The 21,298-nt window shown below is 43.3% G+C and carries 20 protein-coding genes; 3 read left to right on the top strand and 17 right to left on the bottom strand.

Annotation, left to right across the window (positions count from 1 at the left end; all coding sequences use genetic code 11):
* Positions 1-93: 93 nt before the first annotated feature.
* The 9 genes from mgtE to AAAT93_RS03990 form a co-directional block, all read right to left on the bottom strand.
* Entirely contained in the window at positions 94-1,311 is a 1,218-nt protein-coding gene (gene mgtE, locus AAAT93_RS04030) for a magnesium transporter (RefSeq protein ID WP_118374112.1), read from the bottom strand.
* 335 nt (positions 1,312-1,646) lie between these two features.
* Entirely contained in the window at positions 1,647-2,138 is a 492-nt protein-coding gene (locus AAAT93_RS04025) for a GNAT family N-acetyltransferase (RefSeq protein ID WP_227573008.1), read from the bottom strand.
* Between the two features lie 17 nt (positions 2,139-2,155).
* The gene (locus tag AAAT93_RS04020; protein ID WP_227573007.1) at positions 2,156-3,448 is read right to left on the bottom strand and encodes a M20 metallopeptidase family protein; all 1,293 of its coding nucleotides are present in this window, start codon (positions 3,446-3,448) and stop codon (positions 2,156-2,158) included.
* A 66-nt stretch (positions 3,449-3,514) separates the two neighbouring features.
* Entirely contained in the window at positions 3,515-4,702 is a 1,188-nt protein-coding gene (gene gltS / locus AAAT93_RS04015; protein ID WP_021986414.1) for a sodium/glutamate symporter, read from the bottom strand.
* A 21-nt stretch (positions 4,703-4,723) separates the two neighbouring features.
* Positions 4,724-5,701 (bottom strand): TAXI family TRAP transporter solute-binding subunit, encoded by a 978-nt coding sequence (locus AAAT93_RS04010; RefSeq protein ID WP_227573006.1) that lies wholly within the window; start codon positions 5,699-5,701, stop codon positions 4,724-4,726.
* 53 nt (positions 5,702-5,754) lie between these two features.
* A complete protein-coding gene (locus AAAT93_RS04005; protein ID WP_227573005.1) occupies positions 5,755-6,390 on the bottom strand; it encodes a methylated-DNA--[protein]-cysteine S-methyltransferase in 636 nt (211 codons plus the stop codon).
* A gap of 36 nt (positions 6,391-6,426) precedes the next feature.
* Positions 6,427-7,101, bottom strand: coding sequence for a DNA alkylation repair protein (locus AAAT93_RS04000; RefSeq protein ID WP_227573004.1), 675 nt, complete (start codon positions 7,099-7,101; stop codon positions 6,427-6,429).
* Positions 7,102-7,179: 78 nt separating this feature from the next.
* Entirely contained in the window at positions 7,180-8,508 is a 1,329-nt protein-coding gene (locus AAAT93_RS03995) for an aspartate kinase (protein WP_178017883.1), read from the bottom strand.
* Between the two features lie 272 nt (positions 8,509-8,780).
* On the bottom strand, positions 8,781-10,670 hold the full coding sequence (locus tag AAAT93_RS03990) for an RNA polymerase sigma factor (protein ID WP_227573003.1): 1,890 nt from the start codon (positions 10,668-10,670) through the stop codon (positions 8,781-8,783).
* 172 nt (positions 10,671-10,842) lie between these two features.
* Between AAAT93_RS03990 and AAAT93_RS03985 the strand changes: the two genes are divergently transcribed.
* The gene (locus AAAT93_RS03985; protein WP_118734414.1) at positions 10,843-11,580 is read left to right on the top strand and encodes a LytTR family transcriptional regulator DNA-binding domain-containing protein; all 738 of its coding nucleotides are present in this window, start codon (positions 10,843-10,845) and stop codon (positions 11,578-11,580) included.
* Positions 11,581-12,511: 931 nt separating this feature from the next.
* On the opposite strand, the gene AAAT93_RS03980 is transcribed toward AAAT93_RS03985, so the two are convergent.
* From AAAT93_RS03980 to AAAT93_RS03955, 6 genes are all read right to left on the bottom strand, one after another.
* Positions 12,512-13,483: a hypothetical protein gene (locus AAAT93_RS03980; protein WP_227573002.1), complete on the bottom strand. Its 972-nt coding sequence runs from the start codon at positions 13,481-13,483 to the stop codon at positions 12,512-12,514.
* Between the two features lie 73 nt (positions 13,484-13,556).
* Entirely contained in the window at positions 13,557-13,700 is a 144-nt protein-coding gene (locus AAAT93_RS03975; protein ID WP_349095471.1) for a hypothetical protein, read from the bottom strand.
* On the bottom strand, positions 13,693-14,157 hold the full coding sequence (locus AAAT93_RS03970; protein WP_227573001.1) for a hypothetical protein: 465 nt from the start codon (positions 14,155-14,157) through the stop codon (positions 13,693-13,695). Before AAAT93_RS03970 ends, AAAT93_RS03975 begins: the two co-directional genes overlap by 8 nt.
* 159 nt (positions 14,158-14,316) lie before the next feature.
* Positions 14,317-15,600: a type II toxin-antitoxin system HipA family toxin gene (locus AAAT93_RS03965; RefSeq protein ID WP_227573000.1), complete on the bottom strand. Its 1,284-nt coding sequence runs from the start codon at positions 15,598-15,600 to the stop codon at positions 14,317-14,319.
* A gap of 1 nt (position 15,601) precedes the next feature.
* Positions 15,602-15,814, bottom strand: coding sequence for a helix-turn-helix domain-containing protein (locus AAAT93_RS03960; RefSeq protein WP_021986435.1), 213 nt, complete (start codon positions 15,812-15,814; stop codon positions 15,602-15,604).
* A gap of 124 nt (positions 15,815-15,938) precedes the next feature.
* Entirely contained in the window at positions 15,939-16,481 is a 543-nt protein-coding gene (locus AAAT93_RS03955) for a GNAT family N-acetyltransferase (protein WP_227572999.1), read from the bottom strand.
* A 138-nt stretch (positions 16,482-16,619) separates the two neighbouring features.
* On the opposite strand from AAAT93_RS03955, the gene AAAT93_RS03950 reads away from it, so the two are divergent.
* Both AAAT93_RS03950 and AAAT93_RS03945 read left to right on the top strand, forming a co-directional pair.
* Positions 16,620-16,997, top strand: a complete 378-nt coding sequence (locus tag AAAT93_RS03950; RefSeq protein ID WP_227572998.1) for a BlaI/MecI/CopY family transcriptional regulator — start codon at positions 16,620-16,622, stop codon at positions 16,995-16,997.
* 5 nt (positions 16,998-17,002) lie between these two features.
* Positions 17,003-18,796, top strand: coding sequence for a BlaR1 family beta-lactam sensor/signal transducer (locus tag AAAT93_RS03945; protein WP_227572997.1), 1,794 nt, complete (start codon positions 17,003-17,005; stop codon positions 18,794-18,796).
* Here AAAT93_RS03945 and AAAT93_RS03940 read toward each other — a convergent pair.
* Together AAAT93_RS03940 and AAAT93_RS03935 are read right to left on the bottom strand one after the other, a co-directional pair.
* Positions 18,750-20,870 (bottom strand): DUF6070 family protein, encoded by a 2,121-nt coding sequence (locus AAAT93_RS03940; protein WP_227572996.1) that lies wholly within the window; start codon positions 20,868-20,870, stop codon positions 18,750-18,752. The two genes, AAAT93_RS03945 and AAAT93_RS03940, sit on opposite strands and share 47 nt — an antisense overlap.
* 61 nt (positions 20,871-20,931) lie before the next feature.
* The gene (locus AAAT93_RS03935) at positions 20,932-21,186 is read right to left on the bottom strand and encodes a hypothetical protein (protein ID WP_227572995.1); all 255 of its coding nucleotides are present in this window, start codon (positions 21,184-21,186) and stop codon (positions 20,932-20,934) included.
* Positions 21,187-21,298 lie beyond the last annotated feature (112 nt).

The following is a 21,298-nucleotide window of genomic DNA, read 5'->3' as shown; positions in this document are numbered from 1 at the left end:
CAATTCGCTTTTTATTTTTTTCATTTATTTGACTATTTGACGTCTTGTAATAAAAGCATATAAACTCCTAAATCCATTTCTCTTACCGCTTTCCTACGAAACAATCTGCATGATCTGGATCAAGAACAACCATGCCAGTCCATAGTACGTTACGACTGCTACAAGGTCATTGACCGTTGTAATCAGTGGCCCGGATGCAACTGCCGGATCAATCTTGATCTTGTGGAAGAAAATCGGAATCAAGGTTCCAACCAGACTCGAAATCACCATGGCAACCATCAGTGATACACCTACGCAACCGGAAATCAGGAATGCATGCAGCCATGCATTGTGCTTGAAGCAGGCGATGTAAATGCCGATAAATACAAATGCCAGAGAGCCGAGCAACAAGCCATTTACAAAACCGACCTTCATCTCCTTCCATACGAGATGCAGTTTCTGTTTACCAGTCAGGTTCTCATCCATCAATACACGAATCGTAACCGCCAGCGACTGTGTTCCAACATTCCCTGCCATATCCAGAATCAACGACTGGAAGCACATCACAATCGGAAGCACAGCGACAACCGCTTCAAAAGCTCCTACAACGGAAGACACACCCATGCCAAGGAACAACAAGATGATCAGCCATGGCAATCGTTTCTTCATGCTTTCCTTTGTAGTTTCTCTCAAATCCTCCTCGTCTGTCAAACCAGCGAGTTTTGCGTAATCCTCGCCCATCTCATCATCGACAGCCTCTACGACATCCTGTGCGGTGATAACACCAAGTAATTCCTTTGTCTCAGATAAAACCGGAATGGAATCCTCTGCGTAATCCACCAGTTCGTCAATACAATCCTCGATTTTCTCATGATCGGTCACAAATGGATACGTCGTATTGATGATAGATTCCAATGTATCATTTTCTCTGGCGACGATCAGATCCTTCAGGTCAATCGCGCCATAGTATTTATCGGATTCGTCTAATACATAGACCGTTCCGATATTATCATTTTCACCTGCCTGTGAAACCAGCTCGCGCATTGCCTGCCGGATATCTATGCCTCTGCGGATGGCGATATAGTTCGTCGTCATACGACTACCCATCTCGTTTTCTTCGTAGGAGAGGATCATCTGGATATCATTTCCGGCATCCTCCGGGAGCATATCCACAACCTGCTTTTTCGTTGCATCATCGACCTCGTCTAGGACATCGACCGCATCATCGACTTCCATCAGGGAGAGTACCTTTGCTGCCTCCTGCAGATTCTTATCCCGCAAATGCTTCTTTGACTGCGCTGTGTAATTCTTTCTTTTCATCCATTTCTTCATTGTCTTCTACCTCCTTATTCCGGGGCATAAAAATACCACCGTCTTTCATACGGTGGTTCAGACAACAGAAAACTAAACGCAGTTATATCGTCATAAATAAAATGAGACTATATCCAAACTGCGTTCGTATATCCATATGTCTTCCACCGCGTATCGCTCGACTCGTACTATCGCAACCGTCCATAGTCTCACCTCCATAATTTTTTATTCTATTCGCAGCTTTATCACTGCCAGATCTATCCGAACCAGATCTCGCCATGGTTCTTCCTCGACCTAAGATGTAGTCTACCCCATTTTCCCTGGCTCGTCAACCAAGTTTACATGCTTTTAACATTTTACAACTCATGGTAATATGGGCAGATATCTTCATAACTTCCATCCTTCATGCGGAAGCCACCCGGTATCGTGCCGAGCTGTTTGAATCCAAGACGCTCATACAGATGTCGTGCATGCACATTACTTGCGACAACCGCATTGAACTGTAAGACACGGTAACCATGTGCCTTGCCCTGCGCCAGACAGTCAGACACCAGCTTCTCGCCGATATGCAATCCTCTCGATTCCCGGTCGACCGCATAGCTGGCATTGCAGATGTGTCCGCATCTTCCTACATTGTTTGGATGTAGGATATACATGCCGTAGATTCTGCCTGTGTCCATATCCTCCGCGACTCCGCAATATGTCTGCTCTGCGAAAAATGCTGTTCCTGACTCCGGTGTCAGACATTTCTCCTGCGGAAATGCCACGCCATCTTCGACAACCTGGTTCCAGATCGTCACCATCGCCTCGATGTCATTGTCTGTATATGCTCTTACTTCGATATTCATGGTTTTATTCTTCTTTCCTATATCAATCCCACAAGCATTGCAACCGCGGTCTTCATAATCTCATCCGGGAATTCATACTCCGCTGTATGAAGCTGTGCATGGTCTTCGCCATCGCCTACACCGAAGAATGCCCCCGGCACTTCCTGCAGATAATATCCAAAATCCTCCGACCAGCGCATCGGCTGTGCAAGCTCTGTCACAGGAAATTGTAATTTCTCTGCACACGCACGCAGCTTATCTACATTTGCATCGTGATTCTCCGTTGCAGGAAACCGCTCGATTTCCTCTATGGCTATAGTAAGCTGATTTTCTTCTGCAAGTGTCGCAGCCAGAGCTTTAATCTCATTCACATATGTGTCAAATGCATCTTCTTTCTCTGCGCGCACCGTAAGCCGCAACGTACCTTCAAACGCTGATACGCCATAATTTGCACTGCCAACATCCGCCCCGATCACAGTCATACGCACGAAATTCTCCCGCACTTGCATCTCCTTCGTAATCCGCTCGATCTCAAGCAGAAGCTTCGCCATCGGAATAGCCGGATTCCTGCCAGCTTCCGGATATGCCGCATGGCTTGGTGTTCCGGTCATGCGAATCGAAAGCCCGGTCGATGCACACGCAAATGTTCCCTTGCGAAGCAATACCTGATTCTTCGGATAGCCGGGAATATTGTGCAATCCGTATATCTCCCCGATCTGCTTTTCCGCAAGTAATTCCTTGCAGATCTTCGCGCCCGCGCCAATCTCCTCACCCGGCTGAAAGATCAGATACACATCACGGTCTGGCAATTCTTCCCGCTTTGAAAGATACAACGCTACGCCGCACAGAATACTGCTATGCCCATCATGTCCGCAGTAATGTCCCGGTTTTCCATCCTTTCCACATACCGCATCCATATCCGCCCGGAACGCAATCGGTGCTTTCCCGCTTTCCTTCTCCGCTTTCTTCACGGCATAAAACCACACGCCTTTATCTACAACCTCAAACGTTGTATGCCGTTTTATAAATTCCTGCAATATATGCTGTGTCTTTTCTTCCTGCATGGAAGGCTCCGGATTCTCGTGGAGCTTCTTGCGCAGACTGTGAATCATATCAGAAAGCTCTTTATATCTTGTGATATGGATCTCCGGAATTGCAACATCCGCAAATGTTACAACCTCTTCCTCCATCTCTCCGTCCGCATCCGGATGCTTATGTTCCACATTTCCTTGACCATGCGCATTTCCTCCAATATGCACTTCCGGGATTGCCAGATTATCAAATGCGAGATTGAATTTCGTTTTTTCCTTCTTCTCTTTCTTGTCCTTCATGCGATTCCTCCAACCGTTATCTTCATTTCAAGATAAGGATTCCTTCCAAATATTCGTCTCACTACACTATATAATATTGATGAACAACGTAATCACCAGACTGTTAATGAAGTCTGCAAACAAACTTCCGATCAACGGTACAAGCAGATACGCCTTGACCGATGGCGCATAGCGGTCACAAAGCACCTGCATGTTCGCCATAGCATTCGGTGTCGCACCCATACCGAATCCGCATGTTCCGGCCGCAAGCACTGCCGCGTCATAATCCTTTCCCATCACACGGAATACTACAAAATATGTGTACAGGAATATAAGCAGAAGCTGTGCCCCGAGCAAGATCATAAGCGGTAATGCAAGCTCCGCGAGCTGCCACAGCTTCAATGTGATCATCGCAATTCCAAGGAAAAGCGACAGACAGATACCACCAAGGTTGTTGATCTCACCCATATAGATGTCAAATTTTCCGGAATACTCGCCGACATTTCGAACAATCGCCGCGACGATCATAGCTCCGATATAGATCGGAAATGTAAGTCCCGTCTTCGTCAGAAGCTCGGAGATGATCGTACCGAGTCCGACTGCCAGAATCAGCTGAAACACAGCTGCGGCATACATATTCGAATGTCTCTCATGCTTCTTTTCTTCCTCGATCAGCAGGCTGTCATCCTCTGTCACGATTGTATCGAGCAAATGCTTCTTCTCAATCAGACGTTTCCCGATCGGTCCACCGATCAGGCTTCCTGCCACCAGGCCGAAGGTTGCCGCTGCCGTACAGATTGTCGTTGCCCCCTGTACATTAAAATCCTCAAGCACCGGGCCAAATGCACCTGCTGTTCCGTGTCCGCCGACCATAGGAATGGAGCCGGTACAAAGTCCGACCAGCGAGTCAAGCCCGATCAGATGCGACACGCCGACTGCCAGTAAATTCTGCATAAAAATCAGGGCAATGACTAATCCAAGGAAGATTGCAAGTGCCTTTCCTCCACTCTTTAGCACCTTCAGATTCGCCTGGAATCCCACCGATGTAAAGAAGAATACCATACAGACTTCCCGAAGCGTATCATCAAATGTAAATTCCACCACCCCTGTGCTATATAAAATACAAGTCAGTACCGAGAAGATCAATCCGCCGACCACCGGAGATGGAATACAGAACTTTTCCAGGAAATTTATTTTCTGTTTCAAGAATTGTCCAAGCATCAGCACCACGACCGAAAGTGCCAATGTCTGATACATATCAATTTGTATTTCCATGTAAAATGGTTCTCCTATCTGTTAATTTTCCTGTGCATCTACCGAGATGCCCTGTGATGCATAATATGCTTTTGCCCCCGGATGGAACGGAATCTGCACACCATCCACAGCCGCATTTACATCCGCTATTTCCTTTAATGAAGTTGCATACTCGATTTCTGTTGCATGTGCAAAAAGCTGCCTTGTAAGTTTTTCGGCTGTCTCATCAGACATCTTCTCACTCGCAAGCAACAGCGCCTTGACACCGACCGTTGCCACCTGCTCTGTCTGTCCATTGTAAGTGTTCGCCGGAATCTCACACGTTTCATACGATGAATATGCAAGCTTCAGCTTATCCACGGTCTTCGCATCGACCGGAATAAGCGCAATTTCACAGCTATCTGCAAGCTCCGCAATCACATTGGTCTGCACACCGCCTGTATAAAACATCGCGTCAATCTCGCCGCTTTTGAGCTTCTCTGCTGCCTCAATATACGTCAGGTTGACCGTCTCTGTAATCGGAGAAGCAAGTCCACTCACCTGTAAAATCTGCAATGCGTTCCGCTCAGTTCCGGACTCTGCTTCACCGATACTTACCATCTTTCCCTGCAGATCATCTAAGCTTTTGATTCCGGAATCCTTGCGTACAACAATCTGGCACGCCTCGGTATAAAGGCCTGCCAGTACGCGGTATCCCTGATAGGATTCCCCTTTTTCATCCGTTCCATAATACGCGGCTGTGGCAAGATCGGCCTGCGCAATTGCCACGTCTACATATCCCTCGGACAGCAGCCGCAGGTTCGCCATCGAACCGGCCGTTGATTTTATATTGAATTTCATTTCCGCATCCTCTGCATTTGCAAGCTGTGTATATGCCGTCGCAAACGCATAATATCCGCCACCAACGCCTGCCGCACCGAACCGGATCGTATCCTGCCGCACATTACAGCCGGTCAGACTTACGCACCCGACGGTAAATGCCAACAGCGCCACTGCTATCTTCTTTATCTTATTCTTCAAACTGTTCCACTCCTTTCCTGGTATTGCCCCCTCAACCCCCTATTCTTCATTCTTTAATTCTCCGGTAGTTTCATTCCATACGTTTCAAGATCCACGCGTCCGTCCACGACCATAATTCCATCTGCCGCAAGCAGTTGCTCCTGTACATTCGCACCGCCAAACGCGAACGCTCCGGCAAGCTCGCCCTTCGCATTTACCACGCGATAACATGGGATATGCTCCGGATCCGGATTCCTGTGCAGTGCATTTCCGACTGCACGCGCCATCTTCTTATCCCCGGCAAGCTCTGCGACCTGTCCGTATGTTGCTACCTTTCCACGCGGAATCTTCTTCACTGCCTCATAGATCCGCTTCGACGGGCTATCGGTAACAAGCCGGTAACTCTCTGCAATCATTTCCCGCACTGCATCGTCCGGGACACTTCCATCTAAGATAATCGTGTTCCAATGCTCCCGGTTCTGATGCCACCCCGGTAGAACCGACTCGAAGGCATCCCGCCAGTAATCACGCCACTCCGGGTCTACCTTAACATTCAGATTCATATATCCATTCCGTTCATATGTCCATATAAACGCTTTCCTGCTGCCCTTCACACGTACCAACTGCCAGTTATCATCATGAAACGGGGCGTCCTGATATGTGTCCGGAAAGGACAGCGCAAACGCTAAGACTTCTTCTCTTGTCTGCATCTTCCCTGCCTCCATACTTTTTATTATAGTACACGCTTACCGGAATGTCTTCAAGTACACCTTTTGCTCATCCGTAATCCGGTAGCTCTCCACCGCCTTCTGAATCGTCTTTCTGTGCACCCACGGTGATAATCTCCGCTCTTCGATATATGGGATACACATCTCCCACTGCTTGGCAAGTGCGGTTGCAAAATACCACGCGATCATCATATTCACATAATATTCCTCCGATGTGACCGACGCAACCATCACCGGATATTCTGGCTTAAAATCCTCATCTAAGTATAACCGCATCAAAAGTCCTATGCCATAGCGGATCGTGTAAGTCTCCCCGGATGCAAGAAATGTGTGGATCTCCGGAAGCAGTTCCTCCTTATGCTTCGCAAAACATTTCGGAACCGGGAAATCGCATGTCGCCCAGTTGTCAACATATGGCAGCATGCGCTTTACCTCATATAAGCACTGCGCATAGTCCTTGATGCCACCGATCAGCATCATGTGCAGATTATTTTCTTCATAGTAGGTATGTGGCAGCTCCTGCAGAAATACTTCCGCACCATCCTCTTTCGCAAACGCCTTCGCAAAGTTCCGCAACACCGGTGTCCGGATTCCGATCACATGTGCCGGTTCAATATTCGGTATCAATTTTGAGTGGAACGCCTGATACTTTTTATCCTGCAATTCAAACAATCTTCGCTGTAGCTCTGTCATATCTTTTGTCTCCCAAGTTATATACAACAACGAGCAGGCATTCCCAGCCTGCTCGTTAAAAATCAGATATCTTTAGAATTAGTTCTTCTTTTTATCTACAATAAATGTATCATAAATTGCCCTGATTGCCGGCTCGAAGTCTTTATTTTTAACACCGATAATAATATTCAGCTCAGAAGACCCCTGATCGATCATCTTGATGTTGATTCCATCCTTGGCAAGTGCACTGAATAACTTACCGGCAGTACCACTTGCAGACTTCATGCCTCGTCCAACGACTGCGATCAGCGCAAGTCCTGACTCGATTTCAACTGAATCCGGTTTTGCGAGACGATGGATTGCAGATACCACCCGCTGCTCCTTGTGCATGAATTCATCCTCATGAACAACAATTGTCATGGTATCGATACCGGATGGCATATGCTCAAACGAAATCTCATTTTCTTCAAAAGCCTGAAGTACTTTTCTTCCAAATCCTATCTCGGAATTCATCATTGCCTTGGAGATAAAAATTGTACAGAAATCCTTCTTACCTGCGATACCTGTCACTACATAATCCTGCTTCTGGCATGTACTCTCAACAATCCATGTACCCGGATCTTCCGGTGCATTTGTATTACGGATGTTGATTGGTATACCACAGTTACGGACAGGGAAAATCGCATCTTCATGAAGGACGGATGCTCCCATATAAGAAAGCTCACGAAGCTCTCTGTAAGTAATATATTTAATCGGCTTTGGATTCGGAACGATACGTGGATCAGCTACAAGGAAACCGGACACATCTGTCCAGTTCTCGTACACATCTGCCTGACTTGCCTGTGCAACGATAGATCCTGTCACATCCGAACCGCCACGGGAAAATGTCTTGACATTCCCATCTTTGCCAAGTCCGTAAAATCCGGGAACAACTGCACGTGGTGCCTTTGACAATCTCTCACTAAGAACCTTCTCTGTCTTATAGCTGTTGAGATTTCCTTCTGCATTGAAGAAGATCACCTCTGCGGCATCAATAAATTCAACACCAAGATATGCAGCCATAATCTTACCATTCAAAAATTCTCCTCTGGACGCTGCATAATCAACCTGTGGATTCTCGATCAGCTTCTTTGTGATTTCTTCAAAATCCTTATCCAGCGAGAAATCCTTCAGCGCAAGCCCTGTGATAATCTCATCATATCTTGCCTTGATTGCCTTCATCTCTTCCGTAATATCTTCTCCTGCTTTTGCTGTCTCATACACATGGAGAAGCATATCTGTTACCTTCGTATCTTCCGGAAATCTCTTTCCCGGTGCAGAAGGAACAACATAGACACGACTCTCATCGGCTGAAATGATTGCTCCAACCTTCTTGAACTGTTCCGCACTTGCCAATGAACTACCACCGAATTTTACTACTTTCTTCATAATCTTCCATATATCCTTTTTGGTTTAGTATTTTGATATTTTGTATTTTATACACTTTTCAACAATATAGCAAGAGATAATTCTACATCTTCTCTTTTATTTTCCTTCTGTTTTTTTCTCCTGCTGACTCTTCCGTTCACTTATTTTTGATTTTTGTCCATATTTTCTCTCTCATTTTTCTTTAATTTTCAAAAAATGTTTTATTTTGTTTATCGTCTCAGTTTTAAACCATCATATTGACATTTTACACCTATTTCATTATTCCGGTAGCTTTATTGCTGCGTTGAATAATCCACAAGCACAAAGCTCGCCGGATATTCTTTTTTCGAAGCTGCTAAGGCATCCTGCAGATTAGCTGTATGCCCTGTCTTTGCAGAATACATATCACCAGCAATATAATCAATGCCACTTGCCGTATAATCATATACTTCAAACGTTACATCAAATGATGCCTTGTCCTGATACATTTGCGCAAATTCCTGATACTCCGCTCCTGTATCATCTGAATCCGATATATCCCAATCATTTATATTCGTTCTTGTCATATATCCGCTGCATCCCGCAAACAAAGCAAATTCGCCTATATAATGTGCATATGTTCCATTCATTGTCACAAGCAGATCATGATCAGTCTTATTTTCAACATAAAAGATTGGATAAGCATTAAATGAGCTTCTCTCCGGTGCATTATGCACTTCGGCTCCTATATAAGTAATACGCAATTCGTCGTTGTCAACAAGTACCTGATCCGTTTCCGCCGGTGTCCGTGTATAAGCCTTCGCCTGCGTCTCTTTATCCTCTGTAAAATCAATCTCCTGCACGCTATGATCCTGCAGGATCGGCTCTGCCAGTTCTCCTTCGGTATAGACCGCGAGCTCGATTTTTGCCCGGGTCATCGGATCTCTGCCTGCCTTGTATGGCATGATTCCATTGCAGTTATTTGCACAGATTTCCATATTTTCCCGTCCCGGATCTAAGTACCACCAGTTTGTTGCTTCCCAGTCATAATCCATACATTCATCGTTTACACTCCGGATTTGCAGGTCATAATAAACCAGTTTATCCGTCTTATTTGTCACCGTATAATAAATGAGACAGTCTTCCCCCGTCCATGCTTCCGGATCCAACTGATACATCGGCATTTCTTCCTCGCTTGGAACATAGCCCTGTTCATATACACGTTTGATTGTCAATGTTATATACTCATCATCGCAGACGGTTATCTCTACCGGACGGTAATGGTTGCCTGTATCCGGTTTTTTGTTGTGTGTAAGGATACCGGCTGTCACACCTCCGGCAACAAGTGCAGCCGCTGTCACACCTGCAATCACCTTTGCCTTTAACGTCTGAAAGAGGCCTTTTATTCCTGCTTTTCCTGCTACACCCGCTGCCTTCGCTCCTGCTGCAGTTCCGGCTACACCCGCTGCCTTCGCTCCTGCTGCAGTTCCAGCAATGCCCGCTGCCTTCGCTCCTGCTGCAGTTCCGGCAATGCCCGCTGCTCCCGCAAAAATATTGCTTATTACATTCGGAATATTCAAAGATTGTGACTCTGCTATAAAGATCGCAGTAAGCAGTGCAACACTGCCGGAGGAATACAGCTTGATTCCGCTTGTATCCTCATAATCCTGCACACCGTTCCGGATTTTCCCCCGCGCGGTTGACAGCCGGTATTTGACTGTCCCCTCCGGGCATTCCATGCATGCTGCAATCTCCGGTACGCTCATTCCGTCAAAATAATATAAAATAATCGTCTGGTACTGCACTGCTGACAGCTCTTCCTGCATGATCGTCAAAATGATCTTTCGTTTTTCGGCATTCAGCACATAGCTTTCCGGCAGGAAATTGTCATTTTCCTCCAGCAATTCTGTATCGATGCTGTTTTCTTCTACCGGCTCCGGGATCTTCTTCATCAGAAAATCCTTGCATTTGTTCACGGCAATCCGGTTTAACCATGCCACAATCCGCTCCGGGTTTTCAAGCTGTTGCAGATGCGTGAGTGCCGTAATGTATGTATCCTGCATCACATCCAGCGTATTTTGTTCGTTCTTCAAAAAGCTGAACGCCGTATAATACACCTGCCGGTATGTTGCCTGATAAATCTCCTCAAATGCCTGCGTGTCTCCGTTTATAACACGGGTTATCAATTCCTGAATTTGTTCCATATGTTTATTCCTTTCTTCCTTATTACATTATATAGACGATATATGCGCACCTTCGGTTGGGTTTTTTCAAAATTTCTTGAAATCCATCGTTTTATGGGGCTTTCGTTGACTTCTACATTTTTCTTTGCTAAACTCACATCATAGATATTAAAGTAATTTGAGGAGTTTTGCAATGGACAGCAAAATATTAAAATATTTCAAGAAAAACCATATTCAGATTGAAGATATCAAATATCTGACACGTGTTGATGGTAAAACGTGTATTCACACGATGGATAATCAGACATTCCTTACTTATATAACAATCAAAGACTTTTTTGAATCATTGGAACTGCATGATTTTATCTGTGTAAACAAAGGGATTGTCGTTGCCAAAAATCAGATTAATTATATTGCAGATGGCATCTATCATATGCTCGATGGTGCCGAATTTCAGGGAAGGAAACGCACGGCCGCTGCCCACAAAAAACTGAATGCGACCTTACACCAAAGCATTGCGGACAGCATCGAGACAGTGGTCGATATCCGAAACCGTTTTTCGATTCTGGACAATATGCCGATTGCCTTCTGTGTTATTGAACTTATATTTAACAATGACGGGCATGGGATTGATTTTGTATTCCGTTATTGTAACAACGAGATGGCAGTTATCGAAGGAAAAACGATCGAAGAAATGATGAATCATTCTTTCTTCTCAGTATTTCCAAATGCTGACAAAAAATGGCTGGTTGCATATACCGATGTCGCAGTCAATGGCAGCAGCCGTTACATCCGCGATTATAGCCCGGAAATAAACAAAGAGATTTTTGTGCGCTGTTTTCAGCCACTCGAAGGGTTTTGTGCCTGTCTTCTGACGCCGGTGGATGACCTGAACAAGGCGCTTCCTGCCACACATCTTCCCAACCGTTAACCGGCACCTATCACAACCGTTTGACACATACTGATCAAAGTTCACGGAGAGGCGATATGAAACATTCTTTCAAGCAAAACAACAGTTTGAAATCTCACAAGAAATTATGCAGAACGATTCTCATCGGAATCGTTTCTTTTCTTGTTCTCACGTTTCTGGAAGTTTTTTTACTTTCCGCTGTTTCCCTGATTCCGCGTTCTGCCATCCGGAAGCACACGCAGGAGTCGGCGGAATATCTACTGGAAAAGCCGGTCTTTTACCGTGTAGTAAAACAGGATCCTGCCTCTAACATCGACCACTATGCGGATGCGATCCTTCTGAATATCCTATATCACTTTGATTCGGCTCATCCGGTTACCTCGCCGCTTACCGCTTCTTATTATTATACAGAAACGCACAACGAAAATGAGAATCTCTATACAGCAGTAACCTCCAACGTAACACCTACCTACGATTATTTCCGGTATTGGCATGGTTCAACTATTTTCATACGTCCATTGCTAACGATATTAAACATCCGGCAGATTTATATCTTTTTTGCCATTATACTGGCAGTACTATTTATTGTTTTATTTACGCAGCTGACGAAATCCGGACACACAATCTGTGCCCTGGCTATGTCTGTTGCGCTTTTGTCGGTATCGTTCTGGTTTATTCCTATGAGTCTCGAATACATCTGGTGCTTTCTAATCATGCTTATAGCAGGCATCCTTACAATATTGCTCTATCAGAAGAAACAGGAGGTATCCGGACTATTCTTCCTGCTTGTCGGAAATATCACCGCATATTTTGATTTCTTGTCAACCGAGACAATTACACTCCTTTTTCCGCTTGCATTGTTACTTGTCCTGATGCAGAAAAATAACCGGTTATGCGATGCAAAAACCGGTTTTAAAATCATTCTGTCGCGTTCTGTCTGCTGGGGCATCGGCTATCTGGCTTCCTGGATTGCCAAATGGAGCATTACATCGATTGCTCTGAACAGAAATATCTTTGCACAGGCTTTATCATCCGCCTCCACACGGGTAAACGAAGATGCCGGCAGCCTGCATGGACCGGTGCTTTCTATAAATGCATTTCTACGGAATATCGCATGTATATTCCCGTTTATTTTCTGTTCTGTTGCAGACGAAATACTGTACACATGATCCTTATAATTTACCTGTACAGTATAACCATCCTTTACAGTTAAAGCTGTATCCTTTGTAACCCCCAGTTTTTCTCCTGTATAGCCTTTTTCCAGCTGTAATGCCCCTGATACCGTAAGCATACCGCTGCCCGATACATTTACGGTGCCCTTTAGCTGACTTATCTCATGGCTTCCGGATACGACAAGATCTGCACCATTCGTTCCTTCGGCAATCAGGGATGTAATCGTTCCTCCTGCATAGTTAATGACCGGATTCATCCCCGAATAATTTGTTACATTCAAAGAAGAAATCGTTCCTGCATTCATGTTGACTGTCGCAGTGCTGCCAGAATATCCAGGATTTTGAACATTCAGGGTATCTATCGTTCCACTATTTGTCAAAGTGTATGTCGAACTATATGTCGCGGATGTAATATGTCCGGCATTCGTAATGCCGACTGAACTTTGAAGATCCTGAATGCTGGCTCCCGCCTGATTATCAACTTCTATGTTTCTTTCAATTTTACTGATGGATCCCTGATTGACAATTTTTCCACCAGATCCATACACCGTTCCGGTGATATTTCCGGTAGATGAAACAGTCAGCGTGCAATCAGTCACAGCATAGTCACGATTGTCTTCCGTTGAAATCGTCGTATCCCCCGTAACATTAATTGTTTCTGCAACTACACGCACGGCATCCACGCCAAACAATTCTACAATCATCACAACCACTAATATAATCGCTTTTAACGCCCGAATTCGTTTCTCCATAGATTGTACCTCTCCCGCTTACAACAAACTCTAGTTTCTTATGGTAAACTTTACCATAATTATCAAATGTATGTCAAACAAATTCAAGGTTAAATTGATGCATTTCATCTTGGCATTGTATTAAATTCATTTTTTTGTTTTTTAATAGATTATTGATTTGAGATAATGCACAACTTTTCTTACCGTCAGACGTTGCCGGAGCCGCCTTTCTAATCATTTATATCTCTCATCACAATCTGCGTGTCGTACTGCTTCATGGTTGGATCTAAAATCTCTTTTATTGAATTATTATGGGCGACGCCATACACATTATCATTGATATATTCCCCATATCTTTCCGTGTAATTATATACCTTGAATGTCACGTCAAATGGGATCTGCGCCCGGACAATCTTCCCATCCAGTATCGCGGTTCCTTCCACTTCTATCTTTAAGTCATGGTCCGTCTTATTTTCCACATAGAAATATGGATTATTTGAAAATGCATTTTTGTCAAGCTCGTCAATGATATAGGAGTTAATGTACGTAATCCGCACCTGATCATTATCCACGACTACCCCGTCCCCTTCTTTTGGTTTTCGTTCATAGTTCGGAGCAATCTTGTTCTTGTCTGTAAAATACACATCCTGTATTTCATAGTCAAGCTGTTCTGCAACGCCCGCGTCATTCATCATCCATTCTTATGTAGATTATTTTTCACTGTGTTGCGTACAATATTGCTCTCCGTGTTCCAGAGATCTTCTTTGATTGGATATTCGACTTCTTCCTGATCCGGAATATTTTCCATATGTATGTTTCCTTTCTCGCCTATAAGTTTTGTATAGCCCTTCATCTTATTGACGATTTAAGTGGTGATTTGGTTGGTTTTTCCTCAAAATCTTCTCATAGATTTCCTCAACGCCCGGATATCCCGCATCCTGTATTTCTTCCTTCGCCTGTGCAAGTGCACGTTCAAAAGAGTTCTGCATTTGTTCAAACCTCCGCATTGCGATTCTCTCTCCGAGTCCAATATGCCTTGCCTCTGCGCGAAATGATTCTTTTGTAATCTTGCGAATATCCAGTTCTCCATCAATTGCCATTGCCATTTGTTCTGTACTCTCTTCGTAAATCATCGTTGAGACAATGTCATATGCCGGAGCAAGCCGGATTGTCCTTCGATCCTTACCATACAGTAATCCAATATTCTTAATATGATTGTCCGTGTTCCCGATTAAATAATTAAAGATACATATATCCCATAATTTCAATTGATCTTCCACCGGATTGTCTGAATACTGCCTTAATAATGTAAACACACGCTTTAAATACGAGCCCCCTATCTTCTCATATTTCTGAGAAGCCGGAACACCGAGTGCCTGTGCAAAATCTTCCTGTTGCAACCGGAACGGAACTTTTTTACCATCTATCACCCGGCTATCTTCCTGCATCAGCCGGTCAAAACGTTTTGTCGCAAACAATATATGCTCTCCTGTTCCAACTGATATAATGAAACTTTCCGGTACATCTATTCCCAATATCTTTGCTGTACGCAGACATAGTTGTTCATTTGCAACGATTCCGCTCAGCCGAACATGGCTTTGCTTTACAATATGTGTACTTGGTGCCGTCCCAAACGGCATATACCATCCATCTTTGTTATCATAATATAAACCTGTTTTTCCGGACGCACCAGTCAATGATAGATGTGCCTTTGCCAGAAACTGGGCTGATTTTGAAGCCCCTTCTTTGGCAAATTCCAGCAATTCTTCCCTTGATATTTTTTTATACGACGGACTACATCCACCTGCACCCGGCTCACAAATCCGAACAGCACCCAGACACTCATTTCCAAGTCCCGCAAGCACAGACAAATAATCTTCCTCTGCAACATGCATCCATCCTGCCACACACCTTCTCGTATATCCTTCTGGCAGTAACCCTTCAAAATAGCATCGTGTCTCAAAAGGCGAAAAAGCATCTTCCTGAAAGGGCAAACTAATTGAAATCGGTTGATGACTTTGATTTTCCAGATAAGACTTCTCATATATAAATCTTGCATCTTCCCAAGTTTCACCCTGTATCTGTCCAGCCAGCACAAAATCCCCATCTTCTTCTATGTATACCTCTAATTTCCGCAACTCATGCTCTCCTTTCCACCGACAGATCCAATCCCAATATCATCAGAAGCTGTAATGTCTTTCCTATCTCCGCCGTCGCTTTCCCACGTTCAACATCTGAAATAAAGCTGACACTGAACCCCGTAAATTCTGCAAGAAACGCCTGTGTATAATGCAGTTCTTTTCTTCGCGTACGAATCGCTTCGCCTAATTCTTCTACACTTCTTATCTTCATATTTATCATTCCTCTTTGCCGTACGGCATAATTTTAAAATTCTTTTATAAAAATAAGCCGTTCGACTTAATTTTACTGTTGTTAGTATAATATAAGCCGTACGGCTATGTCAATTCACATTTTATTAAAATGGTCTTTTCGGATTCGCTCCATGCTCTCCGATCAGCTTCTCCATCCAGACCATATCATACCAGCGTCCAAATTTATACCCGCACTGATAGAACTGTCCGACCATACGATAGTCAAGATGTGCATGGAATTCCACGCTGTTGTTCGTCAGGTATTCGTCCTCCTTCGGTGCATAGGCGATGCAGGCGTTCATGTTCAAAAATCCCTGTTCTTTCAATGCTTCTTCCAGTGCCGCATGCAGTTTTCCACCGATTCCCATATGCTTGCAGCTTTCATCTACATAGATGGATGTCTCAACCGCCCATGCATACGCTTCTCTGGCATGAAACTGCCCGGCATATGCATACCCAAGCACCTTTCCATCCTGCTTGGCAACAAGATATGGATACTTTGTTTTCGTCTGCCGGATCCGCTCGGTAAATTCTTCCAGCGTCGGTACTTCATATTCAAATGTAATGGCTGTATGTTCCACATATGGTGCATAGATGGCAAGCAGCCCGGCTGCATCTGCCTCTTTTGCTTCGTGTATTTCAATCATTGCTTTTCCTCCTTGTGACAGAAGCTACATTCCCGATCATTCAAGTATATAAAATAAAAGAAAAATTGACAAGACTTCCCCTCTTCATTATAATATAATAATGATATTATTACACTTGTAGGATTTAGGAGCTTTATCATGAAAAAAATGCCACAGATTACAGAAGCAGAATACGAAGTTATGCAAATAATATGGCATAATTATCCAATTAGCACAAATGAGATTACAGAACAGCTATTGCAGACAACTAACTGGAATCCACGTACAATCCAGACCTTAATTAAACGGCTGGCAACAAAAAATATTATTACCTATGAGAAGCAGGGACGTGTCTTTGTCTATACGCCACTGTTAAAGAAAGAGGACTATATCAGCCAGCAAAGCAAGTCTTTCTTGGACAAATTTTTCAACGGGAATCTTTCCTCTATGGTCTCAACCTTTTTGGATCATCGAAATTTATCAAAGGCAGAAATCGATGAACTGAAATCACTACTGGAACAAGAAAACAAGGAGTAATCTCTATGGATAATTTTTTTATTCACTTCGTAATATGCAATATAACAATCGGTCTTTTCGTTCTTATACTTTTATGTATGAAGAGAATATTTAAACATTGTCTCACTCCCCGCATGCAGTTTAATCTTTGGATTCCATTTACGATTTCACTGCTTGTTCCGTTTCTGCCAGTTTCATTTTCTACATTATCAACGAAAATGCAGGATCTGTTCCACCCTCTTGCACATTTTAGCCACGCAGTCCATACCACAAATACTTCGGAATATACATCCTCATCCACAAATCAAATCTATGATTACGCAATCTCCATGCGTACACAGTTTCCAGTCTATATTTCTACCATTTTTTGTGTGATCTGGGGAATCGGCATGTTCGTTATGCTATTCTCTTTTGTGCGTTCCCTTGTATTACTGCACCATATGCGCCGCACGGCAAACCTTATGCAGGACAAACGCATACACGACATCTATATGACATGTCTTTCCGAATTACAGCTTCGCAAATCCATCCCACTGTATTCTTCATCCATAATCGACACACCTGTCTCCACAGGAATTCTACGTCCTGCCATCTTTCTGCCATTACACCACATCTCCAACTTTGAAGAACAAGAAATCCGATATATATTATTGCACGAGCTTATGCACTGTTATTATAAAGATGCCATTTTCAATTACTGTATGAATATCATACGAATCTTATATTGGTTTCATCCACTCATTTGGCTTATCACAAAGGAATTTTATACGGAGCGTGAACTTGCTTGTGACACCTCCGTCTTACGGTTACTTGGTGCGAACGAACAGATTTCATATGGCGTAACCCTGCTCCATTTTGTTGATAAGCAAACTAACACGCCCCTTTCCCTGCTAAATAATTTGAGTGAAAATGCCAAGCAGATGAAACGTCGGATTTTGAACATCAAACAGCACCCGCCTCTGACTATTCAGAAGAAACTGCGCAGCATTTTATCCTTTCTGCTGTCACTTCTTGTAATCCTGTGTGGTACTCCCTGGCTGTCCGTTCATGCTTCTGACTCACTCCATTACCAGTGGGATACAAAATCGGTCTCCATAACTTCACTTGATTTATCTGATCAGTATCAGTCGTACTCTGGAAGTTTTGTTTTGTATGATATTGCCGAAGACACATGGAGCATATACAATCTGGATCAGGCAGTCACGCGTATTGCTCCAAATTCCACCTATAAACCGTACTGTGCCCTGTTCGGTCTTGATCAGCAAATCATCACGATTGATAATTCCAAATTAGAGTGGAATCATGAGTCATATCCTTTTTCCAACTGGGAAGCGGATCAAACACTCTCCTCCGCAATGAAATATTCTGTCAACTGGTACTTCGACACAATCCTGTCCAGTCTCAGTACAGAAATGCAAAGCAATTATCTGCGCCTGTTACAATATGGAAACCAGTCACCCAAAGATACATCCAGTATATTTGGAATGGAAACTTCTCTGAAGATTTCTCCAGTCGAGCAGGTGCTCCTGCTGACCAGACTATATAAAAACGAACTTCCTTTTTCCACCGACCAGATGAATGCCGTCAAGAACTCCCTTTACATAACCTCATCTACACATGGAAAACTATATGGAAAAACCGGAACCGGACGGATAGATGAGAAAGATACGAACGGATGGTTTATCGGATATGTGATTTCGGATACAAACACTTACATCTTTGCAACCAATATACAGGCTTCTGACTACGCGAACGGTAAAACCGCATCTACACTCACATTGGCGATTCTGTCGATGCTTCATCTCTGGGACGAATCGTAGGAAGCTCCAGCTCCTTTTCCTCTACGTGATTGGATAAGATTCGAAATGTTCCATCCGAAAAAGTCTGTACAACCAGCTTATTCACAAATGCACAATCAGAATTTTTATCTGGCCAGACACCATCTACATACAGGCTTAAAGTTCCATCTGCATTATATTGATAATCAACCACTTCTCCAAAAGGTGAATATGGATAATTGTACACAATATCCTGATAATACACATCTTTTTCCGCATCATAGGTATATGCATTTCGGAGCTGTTCTATGGTAACCGGAAGATATGTTGTCATAATCCGTTCAAACAGGTCGCCCGGAATGCAATCTGTAGATTCTCTATATGGCTTGCCATATGCAATATGATATAAATCCTCAAAAATTCCATCCATCAGAATATCACTTGCCGTCTCTGTGTTCCAATCTATCAAAAGCAAATTGTATTTTTGATAATCCAAACCGGATACATATTTCTCCGTCAATGCCTTACACGTATCGGAAAGTGGTTTTACACGCCAATAATTACACAGACTCGCATGTACGGGAATATATTTGTAAGCATAGATAAAATATCCCTTCTCTGTATAATTGATAAATTTGACATCATATGCATTTCTTCCGATCATCGACGGTCTCTTGTTTTCATCTGGTCGAATACCAACATAATACGTTTGTAATTGCCCATTACGATGTACAAATGTAATTCCTGTCAGCAGCCCATCCTCCAACACACTATATACAGTTACATCTGCATCTACGCCCTCCTGAACCGACTCATAAAATGCGACCAGCAAATCACCATTTCTCATATCTTCGCCATCAGTTACCGCCACGACTCCAGAGAATTCTGTTTCCGGCTTTGGAAATATATTGTTTTCATCCGAAATCCCATACCGTTCCTGCCATTCCTCATCCGTATAACGATCACTATGCCACCAATGTTCTCCCTCGGAATTATTTATTATGCGATTTTGCAAATAATGAATTGTACCATTTTCATTTTTTACTGTTACCATATGTGCAAATAACCGGGAAGTATTTTTCAAAGGAAAAACCGCATTTACTGTAAGTGTCATTGAACCATCTGCATTTTGCACACAACCGACAACCTCGGAATACGGAATTTCCGCATAATCTATCTCATCCATACTCCGTGGTCGAAAAAGATATGTTTGTGTGTCCGAATTATACCGAAGCAGTTTGCGCAATGTTTCAACCTCAATCGGAAAATGTTTCCTTATTACATTTTCGAATTCATCCTGTGGAATCTGATATTCCATTCCAACCGACAAATCCTCGCTCCTTTTGTATGGACATTCTTTCTGATAACATTCCTGATAGAATTTGACAAAGATATCATAGAAATCCAGCTGTCCCCAATGTTCAGCGTCCCAATCTACAAGAAATACATTATTCAAACTATACGAAATAGGTTCTATATAAGCTTCATTCATTGCCTTATACGCCGCATCTAATGCTTCCACACGAAACGCAATATGTTCCTCTTCCGGTGCCGCAAGCAACGCCGACATCTGATTCGAAACCCAATACCCTTCTATAAATAAATATCCCTCCTGCGTATAACAAAACTCCGTTGCATCATACTCCTGCAAATCTGAAATCTCCATTTGCTGATTATGATATTGTATACACTGTTGCTCAATAGTCACTTTTTCCCCACGTGACAAAAGACGATATACCCAAAACTTCTGATCCACTGCAATACGAAATATAATACAGTCTGCATCCTTTGTCTGTTTTTTACTCTGAATAAACGCCTGCAATTGTTCTGCACATGCCATATCGACTTTATTTTCCACATCAATAGCAACATATCCAAGTGAGCCAATCCCCTGCACAACCTGTGTTTGTTTTTTAACATCCGTTATATCATTGCTGGCATCATCATAAATGGATTGATAGACACGCAAGCACTGATCCAGAGTCCCTTCATCTAAAATACCAGTCTGCTCCTCTTCGCTTTCAATTCTGATATTTCCCTTTCCGTTGTTGTGCAAACACCCTGTCAAAAGGAATATCATACTTATCACCATAGCTATCAAGTGTTGTTTTTTCATCTGTTTTCCTCCTAATACTACATTTGTAATATTTATATATTACAGCCGTAGTATTAGTTTGTCAATTCAAACAACATCCCCGATTAACGCAATCGCACGGATATGAATTCCACCCATATTTTAACGTCGTATCAAACTGTTTCGGATAATCGAACACCACATCCTTGCCTATCGTTATAAAATACCGCGGCAATTTATTTCCATGATACCCATCATTTGAATTCATCTCATACAAAGCGCAATGAATCTGAAATTCCGCTTTTTCATCCATCAGATTATAAAGTCTGCTCTGCAATTTGCTCCATCGTTTTCCCATTGTACTCCTCCTTGGGGACGCTTCTTTTTATGTACACTACGATAGTCATATGATCTTGTCAACAAAAAAGACTTCCCACTTTGGGGGAAGCCCTTTCTGCATCTATATCTGT

Origin of the sequence: Coprococcus hominis (ex Arizal et al. 2022) (assembly GCF_040094675.1) — a bacterium.
In the GTDB taxonomy this organism is placed as follows: Bacteria; Bacillota; Clostridia; order Lachnospirales; family Lachnospiraceae; genus Coprococcus_C; species Coprococcus_C hominis.
The sequence above is the reverse complement of the archived record's forward strand: the minus strand, read 5'-3'. Positions and strand labels throughout refer to the sequence as shown.